This is a genomic window from Ligaoa zhengdingensis (assembly GCF_014384885.1).
Lineage (GTDB): Bacteria > Bacillota > Clostridia > Oscillospirales > Ruminococcaceae > Ligaoa > Ligaoa zhengdingensis.
Map to the genome: position 1 here is coordinate 99,100 of NZ_JACRST010000005.1, position 19,118 is coordinate 118,217.

At 60.9% G+C, this 19,118-nt stretch carries 11 protein-coding genes, 1 tRNA gene and 1 riboswitch; of the genes, 9 read left to right on the top strand and 3 right to left on the bottom strand.

Annotated elements, in window-relative coordinates; all coding sequences use genetic code 11:
- The first annotated feature begins 62 nt into the window (after positions 1-62).
- The 4 genes from typA (at position 63) to H8711_RS05605 (ending at position 4,435) form a co-directional block, all read left to right on the top strand.
- Entirely contained in the window at positions 63-1,883 is a 1,821-nt protein-coding gene (gene typA / locus H8711_RS05590; protein WP_249282483.1) for a translational GTPase TypA, read from the top strand.
- Positions 1,884-1,961: 78 nt separating this feature from the next.
- Positions 1,962-2,423 (top strand): hypothetical protein, encoded by a 462-nt coding sequence (locus H8711_RS05595; protein WP_249282484.1) that lies wholly within the window; start codon positions 1,962-1,964, stop codon positions 2,421-2,423.
- A 399-nt stretch (positions 2,424-2,822) separates the two neighbouring features.
- Positions 2,823-3,539 carry a LytTR family transcriptional regulator DNA-binding domain-containing protein gene (locus tag H8711_RS05600; protein ID WP_249282485.1) on the top strand — a complete coding sequence of 239 codons (717 nt, stop codon included), beginning with the start codon at positions 2,823-2,825 and terminating at the stop codon, positions 3,537-3,539.
- Between the two features lie 23 nt (positions 3,540-3,562).
- Positions 3,563-4,435 carry a sensor histidine kinase gene (locus H8711_RS05605; protein WP_249282486.1) on the top strand — a complete coding sequence of 291 codons (873 nt, stop codon included), beginning with the start codon at positions 3,563-3,565 and terminating at the stop codon, positions 4,433-4,435.
- A 68-nt stretch (positions 4,436-4,503) separates the two neighbouring features.
- On the opposite strand, the gene H8711_RS05610 is transcribed toward H8711_RS05605, so the two are convergent.
- Together H8711_RS05610 and H8711_RS05615 are read right to left on the bottom strand one after the other, a co-directional pair.
- Positions 4,504-5,727, bottom strand: a complete 1,224-nt coding sequence (locus H8711_RS05610) for a cation:proton antiporter domain-containing protein (protein ID WP_249282487.1) — start codon at positions 5,725-5,727, stop codon at positions 4,504-4,506.
- Between the two features lie 49 nt (positions 5,728-5,776).
- Positions 5,777-5,848: riboswitch (Fluoride riboswitch) on the bottom strand.
- A gap of 194 nt (positions 5,849-6,042) precedes the next feature.
- Positions 6,043-6,118 (bottom strand) — tRNA-Ala (locus H8711_RS05615).
- A 254-nt stretch (positions 6,119-6,372) separates the two neighbouring features.
- On the opposite strand from H8711_RS05615, the gene H8711_RS05620 reads away from it, so the two are divergent.
- From H8711_RS05620 to H8711_RS05640, 5 genes are all read left to right on the top strand, one after another.
- A complete protein-coding gene (locus H8711_RS05620) occupies positions 6,373-7,563 on the top strand; it encodes a CapA family protein (RefSeq protein ID WP_249282488.1) in 1,191 nt (396 codons plus the stop codon).
- Positions 7,564-7,576: 13 nt separating this feature from the next.
- Positions 7,577-8,977: a PIG-L deacetylase family protein gene (locus H8711_RS05625; RefSeq protein WP_249282489.1), complete on the top strand. Its 1,401-nt coding sequence runs from the start codon at positions 7,577-7,579 to the stop codon at positions 8,975-8,977.
- A gap of 126 nt (positions 8,978-9,103) precedes the next feature.
- Entirely contained in the window at positions 9,104-10,189 is a 1,086-nt protein-coding gene (locus H8711_RS05630) for a bifunctional glycosyltransferase family 2/GtrA family protein (protein ID WP_249282490.1), read from the top strand.
- Positions 10,186-11,241 (top strand): phosphodiester glycosidase family protein, encoded by a 1,056-nt coding sequence (locus H8711_RS05635; protein ID WP_249282491.1) that lies wholly within the window; start codon positions 10,186-10,188, stop codon positions 11,239-11,241. Before H8711_RS05630 ends, H8711_RS05635 begins: the two co-directional genes overlap by 4 nt.
- A gap of 4 nt (positions 11,242-11,245) precedes the next feature.
- Positions 11,246-12,325 carry a hypothetical protein gene (locus tag H8711_RS05640; protein WP_249282492.1) on the top strand — a complete coding sequence of 360 codons (1,080 nt, stop codon included), beginning with the start codon at positions 11,246-11,248 and terminating at the stop codon, positions 12,323-12,325.
- Positions 12,326-12,412: 87 nt separating this feature from the next.
- Here H8711_RS05640 and H8711_RS05645 read toward each other — a convergent pair whose 3' ends face one another.
- A complete protein-coding gene (locus H8711_RS05645) occupies positions 12,413-18,901 on the bottom strand; it encodes a beta-L-arabinofuranosidase domain-containing protein (protein ID WP_249282493.1) in 6,489 nt (2,162 codons plus the stop codon).
- Positions 18,902-19,118: the final 217 nt, after the last annotated feature.

Below are 19,118 nucleotides of genomic sequence, written 5' to 3' on the forward strand. Positions count from 1 at the left end.
ATAATCATAGGCGGAATCGCTGAAAAGAGCGGGAAAAGTCTGATACAGAGGGGAAATCGAATTTGATCAGAGAAGATTTGCGCAATATTGCCATCATCGCCCATGTCGACCACGGCAAAACCACCCTGGTGGATGAGATGCTCAAGCAGGGCGGCGTGTTCCGCGACAACCAGGTGGTCGAGGACCGCGTGATGGACAACAACGACTTGGAGCGCGAGCGCGGCATCACCATCCTGGCCAAGAACACCGCCGCGCACTACAAGGATGTCAAAATCAACATCATCGACACGCCCGGGCACGCCGATTTCGGCGGCGAGGTGGAGCGCGTGCTCAAGATGGTCAACGGCGTGCTGCTGCTGGTGGATGCATTCGAGGGCCCCATGCCGCAGACCCGCTTTGTGCTGCAAAAGGCGCTGGAGCTGGGCCACAAGATCATCGTTGTGGTCAACAAGGTGGACAAGCCGGGCGCGCGCCCTGCCGAGGTGGCCGACGAGGTGCTGGAGCTGCTGCTCGAGCTGGACGCCAACGACGACCAGCTTGACAGCCCGATGGTCTACTGCTCGGGCCGCGCGGGAACCGCTTCGCTCGACCCGGAAAAGGAGGGAACCGACCTGGTGCCGCTGTTTGAGACCATCCTCTCGCACATCCCCGCGCCCCAGGGCGACCCGGAGAAGCCGCTGCAAATGCTGGTTTCCTCCATCGATTACAACGAGTACGTCGGCCGCATCGCGATCGGCCGCATCGAAAACGGCAGCCTGCGCCCCAACCAGGAGGTCACCATCTGCGACTACCACGAGGATAAGGCCCCCTATAAGAGCAAGATCGTCAACATCTACCAGATCGAGGGCCTCAAGCGTGTGGCGGCTGAGCAGGCCACCGTGGGCGACATCGTCTGCTTCTCGGGCGTGGAGAACATCACCATCGGCGACACCATCTGCCAGCTCGGCAACGTGGACCCGCTGCCGTTTGTGAAGATCTCCGAGCCCACCGTCGAGATGACCTTCTCGGTCAATGACAGCCCGTTCGCGGGGCGCGAGGGCAAGTTCGTCACCTCCCGCCAGCTGCGCGACCGCCTGTTCCGCGAGCTGCTCAAGGATGTATCCCTGCGGGTGAGCGAGACGGAGAACACCGACAGCTTCCGGGTGTGCGGCCGCGGCGAGATGCACCTGTCCATCCTGATTGAAACCATGCGCCGCGAGGGCTACGAGTTCCAGGTGAGCACCCCGCGCGTGCTGTATAAAGAGATCGACGGCAAGCTGTACGAGCCCACCGAGGAGCTGGTGATCGACGTGCCCGAGGAGTCGCTCGGCTCTGTGATGGAGAAGATGGGCGCGCGCAAGGGCGAGCTCACCCACATGCAGCAGGTGGGCAGCCGCTTCAAGGTGGAGTTCATCATCCCCTCGCGCGGCCTGTTCGGCTACCGCAGCGAGTTCCTCACCGACACCCGTGGCGAGGGCATCATGTCCGCTGTGTTCCACGATTACCAGCCGTTCAAGGGGGACATCCCCCGGCGGCAGACCGGCTCGCTCATCGCGTTCGAGACCGGCGAGGCGGTCACCTACGGCCTGTACAACGCGCAGGAGCGCGGCACCCTGTTCATCACCGCAGGCACCCCCGTGTACGAGGGCATGATCGTCGGCTCTAACCCCAAGGGGGACGACATGGCGGTCAACGTCTGCAAGACCAAGCATCTCACCAACACCCGCGCCTCGGGCAGCGACGACGCGCTGCGCCTGGTGCCGCCCCGCGTGCTCAGCCTCGAGGACAGCCTCGAGTTCATCGGGGATGACGAGCTGGTGGAGATCACCCCCAAGAACATCCGCCTGCGCAAGAAGATTCTGGATAACAACCAGCGCATGAAGGCGGTCAATAAAAAGAACTGACGGCAATCGCAGCGATACGGGGCCGGGCGGAGGATGCCGTCCGGCCCCTTTTTGTTATATGAAAGGGAGGGACAATGGATGAAACGCAAGGCCCTGGCCGCCTGCATGGCGGCTGCGCTGCTGTGCGCCGGCTGTGCGCCGAGGCGGATCACCGATGAAGACATCGTCGGCGCTGGGAATAGCTGGGTTGCGGTCGGTTCGGTGTACAGCAGCCACGACGGACTGCTGAAAGGAAGCATGCACAGCTTTTCCGGGGTGATCACCCTGTGGACCTACGACGCGCCGGAGGACGGCGAGGTGGAGGTCACCTACAAGCTGTCGGTGGAGAACGACAAGGCCATGCTGGTGTTCGTCACCGGGGAAGGGGAGCTCATCACCATCCTCGACAACGACGGCAGCTACCGTCAGAATTCCCCGGACACCGTGACGCTGCCCGTAACCCCGGGGAAAAATCGCATCCGGCTGGTGGGCAGTGGCCATGCAAAGCTCGAATATCTGCTCTCGGTGAATCAGGGCGAGGTTCACTACCCGAACAGTTAGAGAAAACGATAAAAGGACGAGGCCCCGGCCCGCGCTCAACGCGCGTGGCCGGGGCCTCGCTGCATGGGGGAGGCGATTGGGCTGTGTCTGCGGCGTGTGGGAACAGCACGGGCGCCGCAGAGAAGGCCGCCGCAGCCGTCCCCGCCAAAGGCACCCCCAGTGGCGGGGTGGGAGCTTTCGAGCCTTCCGTTGCCGGTGCGGCGGGTGATACCCCCCTCCACGCTGGGACGGAGGCCGCGTCTCCAAATTGGAGCTGCGGCGGATTTAGTATAACAATTCAGGGGCGAAAAGGGGTGAAATAAACAAAACTGACACAGTTATTGTCATTTTTAACAGTTAAGCCCCCCGGCAGGTGTGTTAAAATGAAAAAAGAACAGATTGAAAAAGGAGGCAGAACCCGTGTATCGAATCGCGATCTGTGACAACAATGAGCTGCATATCTCCCATTTGCAGCAGCTTGTCGAACGCAGTTTGAGCGGGCATGACTGTGTGATCACCTGCTTTTCGGACGGCAAACGCTTCCTGGATTGGCTAGAGATGAACGGCTGCACCTTTGATATCGTGCTCATGGATATCTCGATGGGTAAGGTGAGCGGGGTGGAACTGGCGCAGCGGCTGGGGGAACTCTCCCCGGCCTGCCAGATCATCTTTGTAACAGGGTATTTGAGCCTGACGCCCGAGGCGTATGAGGCCCCGCACCTCTGCCTTGTGGTGAAGGGGGAACTGGAGCGGAGGCTGCCCGCAGCGCTGCACCGCGCGCTGGAGAATCTGGAGCGCCAGGAAGAGGAGTTCCTGGCGCTGGAGCGCAAGGGGCAAAGCCTGGTGTTGCGGCAGAGCGCGATCCTCTACCTGGAACGGATGCAGCGGATCACCGAAATTGTCTGCGAGGACGGCGGACTGGCGTCCACCTACGAGCCACTCGAACAGATTCTGGAGCGGCTGGACCGGTGCTATTTCGTGCAGTGCCACAAGAGCTACGCGGTGAACCTGCGCAAGGTTTCGGTCTTCCGCAAAAATGGATTTGTCCTGCAAAACGGCAAGACGGTGCCGATCAGCCGCAAACATCTGGAGGCGGCGCGCGACGCGTTTACCGCGTTTATCGGTGCGCTGCGCTGAGATCCGCAAAGGAGTGGGTTCGCATGTCGTCTTATTTTGCGGCGGCATTTTGCCTGCAATGCGTGCTCAGTGCAGGCTGGCCCGGATGCCTCCGGGCGGTTTGGGGGACGCGGTTTCCGGGAGCCCTGATTTTTGCGGCGAGGTATCTGGCTTGCCTGCTCGGCGCCTTGGGCGTCTGCCTGCTGGCGATGGCGCCGGTGTTCCAGATGTTGCGGGAGCTGAAGGCGCAAAACGAACGACTTCAGGAGCTGCAGCGCCTTCAAGAGGAACACGGCCGGGCGATGGGGGAGCACCAGGAGGCGGTGCGCCGGATGCATCACGAGATCGCCAACCACATCGAGACCATCCAGGCGCTGATCGAGCTGGGCGGGAACGCCGAGGGCTATGCGGACCGGGTGCTGGAGGAGTACCGCGCGTTCCGCGCGGTGGAGTACTGCGGCCATCCGGTCGTCGACGCGGTGCTCTACAACAGGGCGCTCCGTGCACAGCAGCAGGACACCGAGCTGGAGCTGGCCCTCGAGCTCAGCGCCGAGCTGCCCTTTGAACCGGTTCATCTGATGAGCATATTCTCCAACCTGCTGGACAACGCGCTGGAGGCGTGCTCCGCCCTGCCGAGGGGCCGGTGGGTGCGCCTGCGCGCCGCGCTGGAAAAGGGCGGGCTGTCCCTAATTGTGGAAAATAGCTGCCCGGAGGGTGCGCCCTGCGGCGGGGAAGGGGAAACGACTAAGGCGGACCCCTTTTCCCACGGGATGGGGCTGCGCATCGTGCGGGAGACGGTGGCGGAGTACGGCGGCAGCCTGCTGTGCCGGCGGGAGGGCGGCGTGTTCCGCGCGGTGGCGTTCCTTCCCTTGGCAACCGCAGCCGGGGACGGAAAAGGCACGGATACGGCCACATGACAAAAAGCCTGTAAACGCTGGGTTACAGGCTTTTTATGGGAATGGGGCAAAATGACGGATAGCCCGTGTTACAGTGTTGATATCGGGGTGTTTTCGTCTCCTCCGACAAGAAGATATTGATAGCTCAAATCTATCCCCAATGCACCGACCGGGGCCGTAATCAAAATCGCCAAAACAGCTATGGATAAGACAATCTTACCGCACGATAACCCCATTGCAAGGGGAACAGAACCGATGGCCGCTTGAACAGTCGCTTTTGGCAAATATGCGATGACGCAGAAGAGCCTTTCCTTTTTATTGAGTTGTGTTCCCATCAGGCAGATGACAACGCCAATTGCGCGAAGGACAAGTGCAATCAGGATCATCACGACAGCCATAAATCCTGCATCCAATGTGTAGCGGATATCAACTGCCGCACCGACCAGCACAAACAGCATCACTTCTGCGGCAATCCAGAGCTTTCCCAACTTTTCAGAAAGCCTTTTCGATACAAAGGCGACGCTCTTGGCTTTCATAACACATGCCATGCTGACGACCGCCAGCAGGCCGGAGATGGATATGATGCTTTTCAGCCATGTTTCAATCGCCGTAAGCAGGAATGAAACGCCAAGGACAACAATGATTTTCATACTGTTTCTGATACCATGCTTGTGTGCATATGCTGTTTCAAAAAACAAACTGAGGAGATACCCTGTCATTGCCCCTAAGAGAATGCCAAGGACTATCGAGATTGGGATGTTGACAAAATCTATGATGCGCGCCCTTCCGCCCTGTGCCATATTGGTAAAGGTTGAAAACAGTACAATGACAAAAATATCGTCGCAGGAAGCCCCCGCCATAATCAGTTGCGGAATACTCTTGTTGGTTCCATATTTTAGTTCCATCAGCTGGACCATTCGCGGTACAACCACCGCGGGGGAAACCGCACCGAGTACGGCTCCCATAACGGCAGCCTCCATTCGTGTGATACCAAGAAGAGAAGGGGCGAACAGAAAGAAGCCCAATATCTCGCAGCTCGCCGGCACACATGACATCATCACAGCGGGACGTCCAATCTTTTTCAGGTCGGCAAGGTCGAGGGATAGGCCCGCTTTCAGCAAGATGATAATTAAAGCCATCTGCCGCAAATCAGCCGAGATGGATAAGATGGACGGATCAAGCAGATCGAGAGCATATGGGCCCAAAAGAATGCCGGTTATCAGCATACCGATCATTCGCGGCAGTTTTAACCGCTGACAGATCGCCGCGAAAATTAACCCCACGAGAAAGATAAGCGCAAATGAAGTCAACACAAGAATTTCCTCCCTTGAACGCAAAAAAGCTGATGCCCTCTGCGACAATAAAATCACAGAAGTCATCAGCTTAGTAAGCGGTTTAGGTTTCCCAAGGGAGAACTTCATTCCCACGTTATTTTAATACTACTTCTTATTCGTTTTGTCAATAGCCTTCGTCAGATTTTTTCGTGCGGAAGGCGGAGCCTTGCGCAAAAGCGCGCCCCGTTTCGACCCTTTCGGTGTTACCCGGCCAATGAACGGGGTTACACAATTTCGCCCCAGCAAATGATAAATCCGGCCCCTTTTCCAATTGGAAAAGGGGCCGGATCATCTTGGTGGAGACGAAGAGGATCGAACTCTCGACCTTACGGATGCGAACCGTACGCTCTCCCAGCTGAGCTACGCCCCCAAATATATCTCATTTCGACTTAGCTATTATAGCACACCCATTTTAAAATTGCAAGGGTCTTGGTTCAAAAAATTTGAGCGAAAATGGGCGCTGCCGCCGGAAAATATCCCGCTCTCCTTGACGATAATTGACGATCCCGGTAAAATAATATAAGATAAGTAGAATCAGGCGGTGTCCGGCGAAAGCCCGGGCAGCGCTGCGCGGGGACGTCCGCATGCAAAGCGGCGCCCGCTACCCAAGGAGTACCCATTGTGATGAAACGATTTTTTGCAGTCCTATGCGTCGCCCTGCTGATGGTTCTGTATCGGGGCGGCGCGGAACTCCCAGCCGGGCCGCCGCAGCCCTCCGAACCCAACGGGGAGCAGCCGGCGCCGGAACCCGAGATTGCCCCCGCGCCGCTCACCGCCACCCTGGCGGCCGTGGGGGACGACCTGATCCACGACGTGATCTACCAGCAGGCCGCGGCGCGCGCGCCGGATGGCGGCTACGATTTTTTGCCCGCCTATCAGCGGGTACAGAATGAGATCGCGTCGGCCGACCTCGCGGTCATCAACCAGGAAACCCCTCTCGCGGGCAGCCTGCCACCCTCGAGCTACCCGCAGTTCAATACGCCCCCCGCGCTGGCGCAGACCCTGTGCGAACTGGGCTTTGACGTGGCGAACCTCGCCAACAACCACATCCTCGACCAGGGGAAGGATGGGCTGGTCCAAACGGTCGAGCTGCTGCGCGGCGTCGACGGCATCACCCCCGCGGGGGTTTACCTAGACGATTGGGAGTACAGCCACCCGCCGGTGGTGGAGCGGGGCGGCATCCGTTTTGCCTTTTTGGGCTTCACCCAGCACACCAATGCGCCCCGCCTGACCGGCGCGGACGCGGGGACGATCGTCTATACCGACGAGGCCGACGCCATCCGGCGGCAGATCGCCACAGCGCACCGCCTGGCGGACGTGGTGGTGGTGTCGGTGCACTGGGGGGAGGAAAACTCCTCCGACCCCACACCCTATCAGCGGAGCATTGCGCAGATGCTGGCCGAGGCGGGCGCGGACCTGGTGTTCGGCTCCCATCCGCACCGGCTTCAGCCGGTCGAGTGGCTGAGCGGCCGGGAGGGGCGGCGCACGCTGGTGTTTTATTCCCTGGGCAACTTCATCTCCGCCCAGCTCGAGCCCGCCAACCTGGTGGGCGGCGTGGCGCATGTCACGGTGACCAAGGACCCTCAAACCGGCGAGGTCGCCCTGACCGACCCCTATATGACCTTTGTGGTAACCCATTACGGGGCGGGCTTCCGGCAGCTGGAGCTCTACCCGCTGGAGGAATATACCGACGAACTGGCGGCGCGGCACGGGGTGCCGCTTTCGCCGGGGGAGCGCTTTGACCGGGCGTGGATCGAGCGGCTGATCGCCGTTTCGATCGACAGCCGTTTTACTGGGATTTCAACTGACAGATAAGGGTGACGCATGATTGAAACGAATTCCCACTTTATGGATGGCCCTGCCGCTGCTGATCGTTTTGATGGGCGCGGTATGGGCCCGGGCGGAACAGCCCGCCGCCGATGTGACGGCCGGGTGCTCTGTGACCGCTTCGCAAAACCAGGCGAGCGTCTCGCTGCTGCTGGACGCCGACCGATCCACCCGCTACCGCGCCTCGGGGGCGGCTGAGCTCACCATCACCGCCCAGGGAACCGCGTTTCGGCGGGTTTACCTGATCTGGGACACCCCGCCGGGGGCCTACACGCTGGCCACAGGGGATGGGCAGACGGTGGACTGCGGCGCCGACGGCTTTTTGCATGAGCTGGTCGAGCTGCCCGAGGAGCAGCGGGAGATCACCCTGCACCTTTCGGAGGATGCGCTGGCGCTGTGCGACGTCTATCTGTTCACCGGCGGCGAGCTGCCCGGCTGGGTGCAGCGCTGGACGCCGCCCTACGATGAAGCGGATATGCTGGTGCTGCCCACCCACGCGGACGACGAGCACCTCTGGTTCGGCGGCACGCTGCCGCTCTATGCGGGGGAGCTCGGGCGGAAGGTGCAGGTGGCTTACCTCACCAACCATTGGGCCGAGCCCTACCGGCCGCACGAGCTGCTCGACGGCCTGTGGACGGTGGGGGTCACCGCCTACCCGGTGATCGGCGAATTCGACGATCACTACGCGGGCAGCCTCGAACAGGCCCAGCAGCTCTACCCCGAGGAGGATGTGGTCGCCTGGCAGGTGCGCCAGCTGCGCCGGTTCCGGCCGGGGGTGGTGATCGGTCACGATGTGGACGGGGAATACGGCCACGGCGTACATATTTACAATACCGATACCCTGCGGCAGGCGCTCGAGCTCTCGGCCGACCCGGAGTACGACCCGGAGAGCGCCGGGCGCTACGGCCTGTGGGATGTCCCCAAGACCTACCTGCACCTGTGGCCGGAGAACCCGGTGGTGATGGATTGGAGCCAGCCGCTGGAGCGGTTTGGGGGGCGCACGGCCCTGGAGATGGCCGAGGAGGGCTTCGCCTGCCACCAGTCCCAGGTGGATTACTTTGCGGTGGAGGACAGCGGCCCCTACGACTGCCGCAAGTTTGGCCTTTACCGCACCACGGTGGGGCTGGATGAGGAGGGTGGGGACTTCTTTGAGAACCTGCTTGCGGAGGAAATGTGGGGGGATCAGCCCGACCTCGAGGCGGAATCGGGCGTGGTCGCCGTGACCTCGCAGCCCGAGGCGGCCGCGCCGTCCGAGCATGACCCGGCGCAGACAAAGGGAGAGCCGCTGAGCGATTCCCTGCGCGAACGCGGCTTCCACGTGTGGGCGCTGATGATCCTGCTGGTGGCGGTTTTGGCGGCCCTGTTTGTGGGCGCCTACCGCTTTGGGCGTGGGCGCGACTGATGAAAAACAGGCGATGGAATAGGGCGCGCTCTATCGGGCTGCGCAGGCATAAGGCTGCGGGCCGCATCATTATCATGTAAGGCGCGCACCGACGGTTGCAGGCGGTGCGCGGGAAAGGAGCCGGCTTTGAAGGTAACTGCGATTGTGCCGTCGCTCAATCCGGATGAAAAGCTCTTGCAGGTTGTGGACGGGCTGGCCGGCGCCGGCTTTGAGCGGATCATCCTGGTGGACGACGGGAGCCGGGAGGAGACCCGGGGCTATTTTGAACGCGCGGCGGCCGCGCACCCGGGCTGCGTGGTGCTGCGCCACAACAAAAACCTGGGCAAGGGGCGCGCGCTCAAGACCGCGTTCAACTATTTTCTCAACCACCGCGGGGACGACCTGGGGGTGGTCACGGTGGACGGCGATAACCAACACTGCGCTGAAGATGTGGCGGCCTGCGCCGCCCTGCTGGAGCAGCGGCCGGACAGCCTGATTTTGGGCTGCCGTTCGTTTTCCGGGCCGGATGTGCCGGCGCGCAGCGCATGGGGCAACCGCATCTCGGTGTGGAGCTTCCGGCTGTTGTGCGGGGTGAAGGTGTCCGACACCCAAACCGGCCTGCGGGCGATTCCCTGGCGCTTTGCGCGCGACTTGCTCGACCTGCCCGGCGAGCGCTTCGAGTTTGAGACCAATATGCTGCTGGAGACCCGGCGGAGGGAAATCCCCATCGCCGAGGCGCCCATCCGGACCATCTACATCGAGCACAACGCCACCTCGCATTTCCACCCGCTGCGCGATTCGTTGAGCATCTACCGGCTGCTGTTGCGCTTCGCCTGGTCGGGAATCGCCAGCGCGGTGTGTGATTTTCTGCTGTTCCTGCTGCTTAACCGGCTGCTCTCCTCCCAGGGGGCGGCGGTGCGGCTGCTCGCGGCCACACTGGGCGCGCGTCTGGTCTCTTCGGCCGTCAACTTCCTGCTCAACCGGGCCTGCGTGTTCGGCCGCAGGGCGCCGGTGGGGCAAAGCCTGGTGCGGTATTATCTGCTGTGCGCGGTCCAGGCTGCCGCCAGCTACGGCGGCGTGCTGCTGGTCACGGCCATTCCGGGGTTTCCTACGGCGCTGGCCAAGCTGCTGGTGGACGGCGTGCTGTTTCTCATCAGCTTTCATATCCAGCGGGAATATGTCTTTGAACGGCGCGGGGAGAAAGCCCGCGACAGAAGGGGTGCCGAGGTTTGAGTGTCAGAAAGATCAGAGCCAAGTGGAAAAACCACAGATTTGTCCGCGCGCGCGACAAGCGGCAGGGGATCGAGCCGTATTCCTCCTGCCTGGTCCGGCGCGGCTTTGCGGTGCTGGGCATGGTCCTGGTCGCGCTGCTGCTCCTGTTGTTCGGCACGGTCACGGTGATCTGCACCGGGCCGTCCCCGACCGCGCGGGATGTGTTTGTCACCACCGTGATGGAGACGAGCGCGGCCAAGTTCCTCGCGCGGATGTATTACTCCGAGGAGGAGATCGAATCGATCCAGAAGAAAAACGCGGTGCGCGAAGCCGGGGAGGTCACCGAGGTGTCCCCCTCCTTCCAGTTTGAACAGGGTTCGGCCGACAAGGACGAGATCGAGTTGGTGGAGGTGTCCGGCGCAACCTTCAAGGGCCGCATGATGATCGTGCACGATCCGTCGCGGATCAAGGTGGCGGCAGCCCCGTCCTTTGGGCTCGATAAGGAGGGTCTGCGCATCGAGGAATTTGTGGAGAACACAGGCGCGGTGGCGGGCATCAACGGCGGCGGATTTGTGGATACGGGCGGCATGGGGCGCGGCGGCGAGCCGCTGGGCCTGGTCATCCAGGACTCCAAGCTGCTGCACGGCGGACTCAACGAGACCAGCACGGTCATCGGCTTCGATCAGGACGACCGCCTGATCGTGGGCAAGCTCACCGGGCAGCAGGCGCTGGACATGGGGCTTCGCGACGCGGTGGCGTTCGGGCCGGTGTTTATCGTCAACGGCAAGGCGGCCGAGATATCCGGTTCGGGCGGCGGACTCAACCCGCGCACGGTGATCGGCCAGCGGGCCGACGGTGCGGTGCTGCTTTTGGTGATCGACGGCAGGCAGCCCAGCAGCCTGGGCGCTTCTTATAAGGACTGCATCGAGGTGATGCTGGAGTTCGGCGCGATCAATGCCGGCAACCTGGACGGCGGCTCCTCGAGCATGATGATTTATCAGGGTGAGGTGGTCAATGTGTGCGCATCCCTTTACGGCTCGCGCCGGCTGCCCACCGCATTTGTGGTGATGTGAAACTATGACGGAACACGCGATAAAGCATAAAAATCAATATGCGTTCCTGTTCATCCTGGGCGGATGCTTTCTTGCGCTGCTCTGCGGGGTCACGGGCTTTCTGGTGTGGCTTTGGGGCAGCCTGGAGGATTACGAGCTGACCACCCCGCAGGCCGCCCTGCGCCGCTATGCCGCGTGCATGGCGGCGGGGGATGAGGACGCGATCTATGAAATGTCCGGCTTTGTCCCCGACGCTTTCAACGACAGGGAGGACTATTTCGCCTATTTAAAAAGCCGCTTCAGCGGCGACTGGTCGTCTGCGACCTTCTCCAAAACAGCCTCGGGCGAGGGGGACATCCCCTGTTACGAAGTCTATTTCGGCGACTGGTGCGCGGGCGCCCTGGAGCTGTACCCCGCGGCGGAAGGAAGCACACACGGCTACGCGTGGGAGGCGCGCGCGGTGCTTGAGTACAGCGACCCGTTTGAGATCGAAGCGCCTGCGGGCGCAGTGGTGCTGGTGAACGGCAAAAAGCTGTCCGAAGAGGCGCGCACGCAGGTGTCCATCCCGGTGGCGGCTTACGAGGGGGTGCAGCCCGAGGAGTTGATCCCGACGGTCACCCAATATCGGGTGGGCGGCCTGCTGCGGGAGGCGCAGATCAGCGCGATTTGGAACGGCGAGTCCTGCGCCGTGGAAAAGGAAAGCAGCGGGGACGGCGAACGTTACACCGTCCGGAGCTACTGTTCGGGGGAAAAGGAGCAGCAGGCCAGGGAATTGATCAGCGCGGCCGCGCACGCCTATGCCGCCTACATCACGCAGGACGCAGCCTTCGGCACGCTGCAACAGTATCTGTACACCGACACCGAATTCTACCGCGCGGTGCGCAACTTTTACAACGGCTACTATAACGCGCACGACTCCTATGAATTCCGCAACGAGCAGATCGGCGAGTTGATGGAATATTCCGAGGACGACTTCACCGGAACCATCTCGTTCGATTACGTCGTGAAGAGCGGCGCGCGGGTGAACGTCTACCCCTCCAGCTATCAGGTGTCCTTCCTGAAGATCGACGGACAATGGAAGCTCGTCAACCTGATTACACAATAAAACACAGATGAAATAAAAAGGGCCTGGGCTTTGCACAAGATGCAAAACCCAGGCTTTTTACTTCCCAGCGCAAGGGAGGATTGGTGATTAGTCGTTGTTTTCGCTGCGTTTGCGCAGGGCAATCACTGTGACCGCCGCACCGCCGACCAGCACAGCCGCGAGAACCGCCGCGATCACCCAGAGGGAACCGCTGTTCGTCTCGGTCTCAGCCGCCTGGGCAGCCGCTTCCGGAGCGATCACCGCGGGTGCCTCGGGCGCGGGAACTGCCGCGCTGTCGATGGTGGGCGCCACCGCCGCGCCGGCTTCGCCGATCTCGATCTCGCCGCCCGTCTCCGGGTTGCCCGTCTGGTCGCCGGCAGTCGGCGCCGTCGCCTTGCTGTTCGCCATCGCGATGATCTCATCGCTGGTGTAGTAGACCGCAGATGCGGTGTAACCGGTCAACTTGCCAGCGCCATTGATCGCGTAGTCCTTGCCGCCTACGGTGACCACCAGGGTGGCATCCTTGCCCTTGAGCGCATCGATCACCGTCGCAGGCATCATCGCTCCGCTCTCCAGCGTCGCATTGATCTTGTCGCCCTTGTCCGCCGCGTTGATCTTCTCGATCACACCATTCCAGTAGTCCATGTCGTTCACGCTGCTGGAAGAGCCTTTGGAAGGCTTGCTCGGCTTGGGATCAGGAACCGCCGGTTTGAGAGCTTCAAACGCCTGATCCACATCGGCTACAGCGTTCTTAACCGCTTCAATGGTCAGGACTTCGTTGTCCTGCATCGCCTTGAGAGCATCCATCTTATTCTCATAATTGTTCCAGCTTGCAGTGGTATAGTCCGCCTTGTCGAGGCCGGCCATGACCGCTTCAGCATCTTTCAGCGCTTTGTTCAGCAGAACCTTCGCCGCTTCGGTTTCTAACCGTGCAGCCAGAGCATCCGCTTCCTGCTGGGTAGCAGCCTGCTTGTCCAGCATCTCCTCAGCATCAGCGATGAGCTCCTTCAGAAGCGCAGAAGATTCATAGTTCGGGTCGTTGCCCAGTTCTACAGCTGCGTCGTAAATCTTTTGGAGCTTGGAGAAGTCGGTCTCGTCGATATCCACCAGATCGCCGATCGCAGCTTCCAGCTTGTCGTAAGCCGCGTTGACATGATCCTGGGTGGCCGCATCGTTACCAATGAGCCCCTTCGCCTCGGTCAGCGCTGCTTGCAGGTTCGCCCAGCTTTCGGCGGTGTAATCGACCTCGTTGTAGTCGTTCTCCGCCTCGGCGATCAGAGCTTCCAGCTCGGTCGTGTCGGGCTTCCCAGGCTCGGGGTCGCCGGTTGCGTTGATGAGCTTGGTGAACAGGTCTTCGACCGGCTTAGCGGTGCGCACGTCGAACTCCCAGACGCTTGCCCACACGCCGCCCGTGGTCTCATAGACGGTGAAGCGGATGTAGCGGCCTTTGGCTTCCTTCTCCACCAGGTGATAGACGCCATCCTGAGTCATGTTGAAGGTCTCGCGGACATATTCGGTCCAGTTTTCGCCGTCCTCAGAGACTTCGATGCCATAGTTCCAGCTGGTGGGCTTTTCAAACAGGATGTTCATGCCGGTGATATCCGCGACCTCGCCCATATCAAAGGTGAGCACGCGCGGTTTGTCGTGGTTGGGCGGGCAGTAACGGGTTTCGTCGTTGCCGTCGATCATGGCGAACGCGGAGCGTCCCGTATCGATGCTGGAGGTCGCGCCGCACAGTTTGTTCAGCGCAATGTTGGTGTTGGAGCCCTCCGCAAAAACGGCCACATCCTGCACCACAGTGTAGCCCATGCCGGACGACTGGGTGAATTTGAGCGCCACATAGCGCGCCTGCATGGAGCCGATATCCTCAAACTCCTGGATGTTGTTGAGGTTTCCGCTGTTGTCCGAGAATACAGTCCAGTTTTCGCCGTCGGTGGAGCCGTAGACGATGAATTTCCACGCCTGGGCGCCGTTGAAGGTGGTCTTGACCTTCGCCACTGGCTGAACCGATCCGAGATCGACCATCAGCACCTGCGGGTAATCGGGGGTGCCGATCGACCAGGAGGTGTTGGCGTCGCCGTCGAACGCGGCGGCTGCGCTGCTGCCTTGATTCTCCGAGCGGTCGGCCATCGCCAGCCAGCGCTTGGCCTCGCCGCCGCTTTCTTTCACTTCTTCGTCAACCCAGACGAAGGTGGAGGATCTGCCGCGGTTGGCGCGCACATAGAAGGGGATCGCCTTGAGCGTGCCGGTGCGCAGCTGGCCGTTGGAGTCGTAATACTGGCCGCCTTCGACGGTGATCGTCTGGATACCGCCCAGGAGGTCGGGTTCAAACTGGGTCTTCAGCACAGCGTCCACAGGAACGCCCAGGTTGCCGTCGCCCGCTTTGAAGTTCGGGATCATCATGTGGTCGGTGGACTCGAAGCAGTAGACCATCGGGCCGTAAGCCAGGGCCACCTTGCCGCGGTTGTAAACCACGTTTTCGTCGGAATACTCGCGGCGGGCTTCCATCGGGAATTCGACTTCCACAGTGGTCTCGCCGGAGACGGAGAGCACGGCGTAGCCGCTCTCGGTCGCGTAGGAGGCGTCGGCGCCGTTCGCCTTGATGGTAATCTTGCTGTGGTCGGCCCACTCGGGCAGACGCACGCGCAGGGTGGTGTCGCCGTTCACTTTGAGGGTGGTCTTGCCGCCCCAGGGCATCTCGGTGGTTTGCTCGATGCTGACGCCGTTTTCCAGCGTGGTCTTGCTGGAGATGAACTGGTTGACATAGACGTTGCTGTCGTTGTAAGCGTAGATATAGGTCGCAAGCTCAGAGTAGAGCTTCAGGAACATCGGCGGGCAGCAGGGGCAGCTATCCCAGCTCCAGCGCTCTTTGTCCTTGGCGCTCAGAGGCTGCTGATAGAAGAAGGTCTTGCCGTCCAGGCCGGTGCCGCCCAGCACGCCGTCGTAGATGTACTTCTCTACGATATCCGCATACTTGGATTCGCCGAAGGTGAGGCCGAGGTATTCGCTGGTGAAGCCCATCGCCACCTGGGCGCAGGTCTCGCAGTAGCCGTCGTTGGGCAGGTCGTAGTCGGGGCCGTAGGCCTCTTCGTTGCCGGTGGCGCCCACGCCGCCAGTGATGTACATCTGTTTGTTGACGATGTTGTTCCACAGGCGGTCGACGCTCATCAGGTAGGTGGGATCTTCAAATTCTCGTCCCGCCGCGGCGATGCCCAGGTAGAACAGGTTGGCGCGCACCGCGTGGCCGGCCGCGATCTTCTGGTCGAAGAAGCGGGCGTGGTCCTGGGTGTAGTCGCCGAAGTAGAAGAAGGGTTCCGCGCGGTTGACATAGTTGCCGCGGTTCTCAATCCAGAATTTCACCAGGTCGGCGTAGTCGGTTTCGTTGATCTCCAACGGGTAATCGGGGTTGTAGCTGCCCACAAGCTCTTTGAGCTCCGGGTTGTCGCGGTAGAGCTGATAGAGCTTCAGCACCATCTCCTCCGGGCCGCCGTGGTCGGGGATGAAGTTGATCTTCGGGGTGCCGTCCTCTTTGAGGCCGTAACCGTAGTTGTCCACGACATACTCCGCAAAGCGAGTCACCACAAACAGCAGCTTGGCGTTGCCGGTGGCCTCATAGTAGTGCACGGCTGCCTCGGCCATGCAGCCGAAGTTGTAAGCCTCGTGGAACCACCGGGGGTTGCCGGTCTCATCGAAGTATTTGCCGGGCTGCTGGATGTTGCCGTGGGTGCTCAACACACCGTTGGGGACGCGCAGCGAAGCGTCGTAGATGACGTCGATGTAGCGGTCGATCTTCGCTTCCAGCTCAGGGTCGCCGTCCGGGTTGGCGCGCATAAAGTCGGCCGCCGCGCGGATGGTTTCGTAGAGCAGGCCGTCGTTCCACGGGTTGTTGTGTACCTGGGTGTTGGAGGTGCCGGCGTTCTCAAAGTTCTTGATGGAGCCGACTTCCTCGAGCTTGTCGAGTACATAATCGACGGTGATGTCGTCGAAGACATCCAGGCGCTCGCGCCAGAAGCCGTCGGTGATCTCCACCTCTTCCACAGTGGGATTCTTGAGGTCGAGGATCTCCTTTTCCAGGTTGGAGAACTGGATTTCAAAGGTTTTGATGACGCCGCCGAGGTCCACGTCGATGTACGCAGAGCCGGGGATCGATTCCGCCTGGCGAACCGTGCAGGTCGCATCAGAGGCGGAGAAGTCGGCCGAAACCTGCGGGATATCGGTCGTGTCCTTGGGCAGGACATACTGATACACGTCTGTGGTGGGGCTGAACAGGCGGTAGGGCTCGCCGTCGAGCTCCACCGAGCCCTTGAGGTTGGAGACGATGATCTGCTTGTTGATGCCCCACTTTTTGCAGAGGTAACCGTTGACTGCATCGGTCTCCTCCTCGGTGAGGGCGCGGTTGAACAGCAGGATTTCGCCCACGTTGCCGATCATGCTCTTGCCGGTGCCGGTGCCGCCGATGTAAACCGGATCGTTGTTATAGCCGGGGACCGGGCTGGCAGCGCCGCTGGTGAGCGTGCCGATCAGGCTGTCGTTGATGTAATACAGGGCGTCGAGCCCGTTCTTCACGCCGCCGAGCACATAGTTTTTGTCGGCGACGAATTCACGGTTTGCGCCGCGGTAATCCATAAAGTTGCCGTTGGCTTCCTTCCAGCCGAAGTTGAAGCCTCCGCCGTTGATGTTGAAGTACCAGTTGTGGTTCCAGGGCGCGACCGTGGCCAGCTTGGAGAAGATCTGGTTGTCGTCGCCGCCGCCCGAGACGGTGTCGAAATCGACCACGGCGAAGATCGAGAAGTCCTCCAGGTTGAGCGCCGCGCTGTCAGTCACCTCAAAGAAGGTGTTTCTCTCGAGGCGCACTGCGGGCATACCGTCGAATTTGCTCGAGCTCTCGAACAGCGGGCGGCTGCCTTCGCTCATCTGGGCCGCGTCGTGGGTGCCGGGGTTGGCCTTGTTGGGCCATACATCCAGGCGGTCGCCGTCCTTCGCGTCCAGGTCGGCCGCGTCGAACCAGGCGGTCAGACCCTCGAGCTCGGCCGGGTTGTAGGTGTCGTCGTATTTCTCCTCGAGGTAAGCGCTCAGCCCGGCGAGCTCCTCGTCGGTGAGGCCGCGGTCGAAGATGATGAATTCGGCGATGTCCGCCGCGAGGGTCTTTTCCTGATCGCCGTTGCCCTCAGGCGCGCCGAGGTAGACGGGATCGCTGTTGGTGTCCGGGCGGTCGCCGGTGTCGCGCAGGGCGGTCATGTCGCCGTTGACAAACAGCGCTCCGTCCGCGCCGCTCTTCCGGGCGATTACGGTGTAGTTTTCATAGGTAGAGAGGGCAGGCTGCTCCACCGGCTTGCAGTGGACGCCGCCGTAAACTTTCCAACCGAAGTTGAGGCCGTTGCCGTTCTCCACGTTCAAATACCAGTTGTGGTTGCCGCCGCCGGTTTCTTTGCGGGAGCAGATTTGGCGGCCGTGGCCGTCGTTAACCAGCTCGCGCGGGGTCATCACTGCGACGATGGTCATGTCGTTGAGGTCAAAGCCGTTGTCGCCGCCGACCTGCAGGAAGCTCTCCTCGTCCATACGGACGGCGGGGAAGCCCTTGTATGCGCTTTCCGCCACATAGGTGGGCTGGAACGCCTCGTTTTCCTGCTTCGCGTCGAACTCCGCGCCGGTGGCCGCCTGGTTGGTAAGGCCGCTCAGTTTGTCGCCGTCCTCCGCCTCGATCTTGGAGGCATCGAACCAGACCTTGATGCCGTCCAGCTCATCCGGATTGATGGGGGCCGCAGGCTCCTCCGGTTCGGGTTCGTCCGGCTCTTCAACGTAGTATTTTTCGTCGAGGTAGGCGTTCAGCTCGTCGAGCTCCGCCTCGTCCAGGCCGCGGTTGTAGATCAGGAACTCGACGATGTCCGCTTCCACGGTCTTTTCACCGTCCGAGTTGCCTGCGAACGCACCAAGGAACACCTTCTGGCCGTTATACTCGGGCGTTTCGCTGCCGTTGAAGGCGGTCTTTTCGCCGTTCACATAAACCGCGCCGTCGGCGCCGTTCTTCAGACCGACCAGGGTATAGGGGGTTTTGATCGACAGATTGGGCTTCGGGTTGGGGCTCGTCCAGTTGTTTTGCCCCTGCTCCTTCCAACCAAAGTTGAGGCCGCCGCTGTTCTCCAGGTTGAAGTACCAGTTGTGGTCGCCGCTCTGGTTTTTCTTACGGGAACAGATCTGCTGGTTGTTCACCAGCTTGCGGGGGGCCATCACCGCGACGATCGTCATATCGGTGAGGTCGAAGCCTTCGTCGCCGCCGATCTGCATAAAGCTGTCGGCGTTCATGCGGATGGCCGGGAATTCCTTGTATGTGCTCTTCGCCACATACTCGGGCTGGTAGGCTTCGTCGGCCTGTGCGGCGTCGTATTCCGCGCCGGTGGACGCCTGGTTGGTAAGCTCTGCCAGCTTGTCGCCGTCCTCCGCCGGGATGGTCGACGCGTCATACCAGACGGTCAATCCGCCGATGTCGTCCGGCGCTGTGCCGCCGGAGCCGGAGCTGGGGTCCGCCGCCAATGACGGGGCCGCCAGGTTCAGGAACATGGTGGCGGCGAGCAACGCCGCCAGGATCTTTCGTTTCATGTCGTTCCTCCTCTGCTTTCCTTCTTTTTATTTCGATCAAAAGCAACAAAAAGTTACTTTGATTTCCGGCGTGGTTTGAAATATTATCGTTAACATTATCGATAATGATATTGAACCATTTTCACGGTTTTTTGTCAAGGGTGTGAGAAACGATTTGGTTGATTGAATAAAATGGCGAAGATTGGATTGTTCAAAAAAGAGAATTTGGGCTGTGAAG

Excerpts from the sequence above, each read along its gene's own strand:
- H8711_RS05645 (WP_249282493.1), bottom strand. The coding sequence starts at position 18,901 with ATGAAACGAAAGATCCTGGCGGCGTTGCTCGCCGCCACCATGTTCCTG.
- H8711_RS05595 (WP_249282484.1), top strand. The coding sequence starts at position 1,962 with ATGAAACGCAAGGCCCTGGCCGCCTGCATGGCGGCTGCGCTGCTGTGC.
- H8711_RS05640 (WP_249282492.1), top strand. The coding sequence starts at position 11,246 with ATGACGGAACACGCGATAAAGCATAAAAATCAATATGCGTTCCTGTTC.
- H8711_RS05605 (WP_249282486.1), top strand. The coding sequence starts at position 3,563 with ATGTCGTCTTATTTTGCGGCGGCATTTTGCCTGCAATGCGTGCTCAGT.
- H8711_RS05620 (WP_249282488.1), top strand. The coding sequence starts at position 6,373 with ATGAAACGATTTTTTGCAGTCCTATGCGTCGCCCTGCTGATGGTTCTG.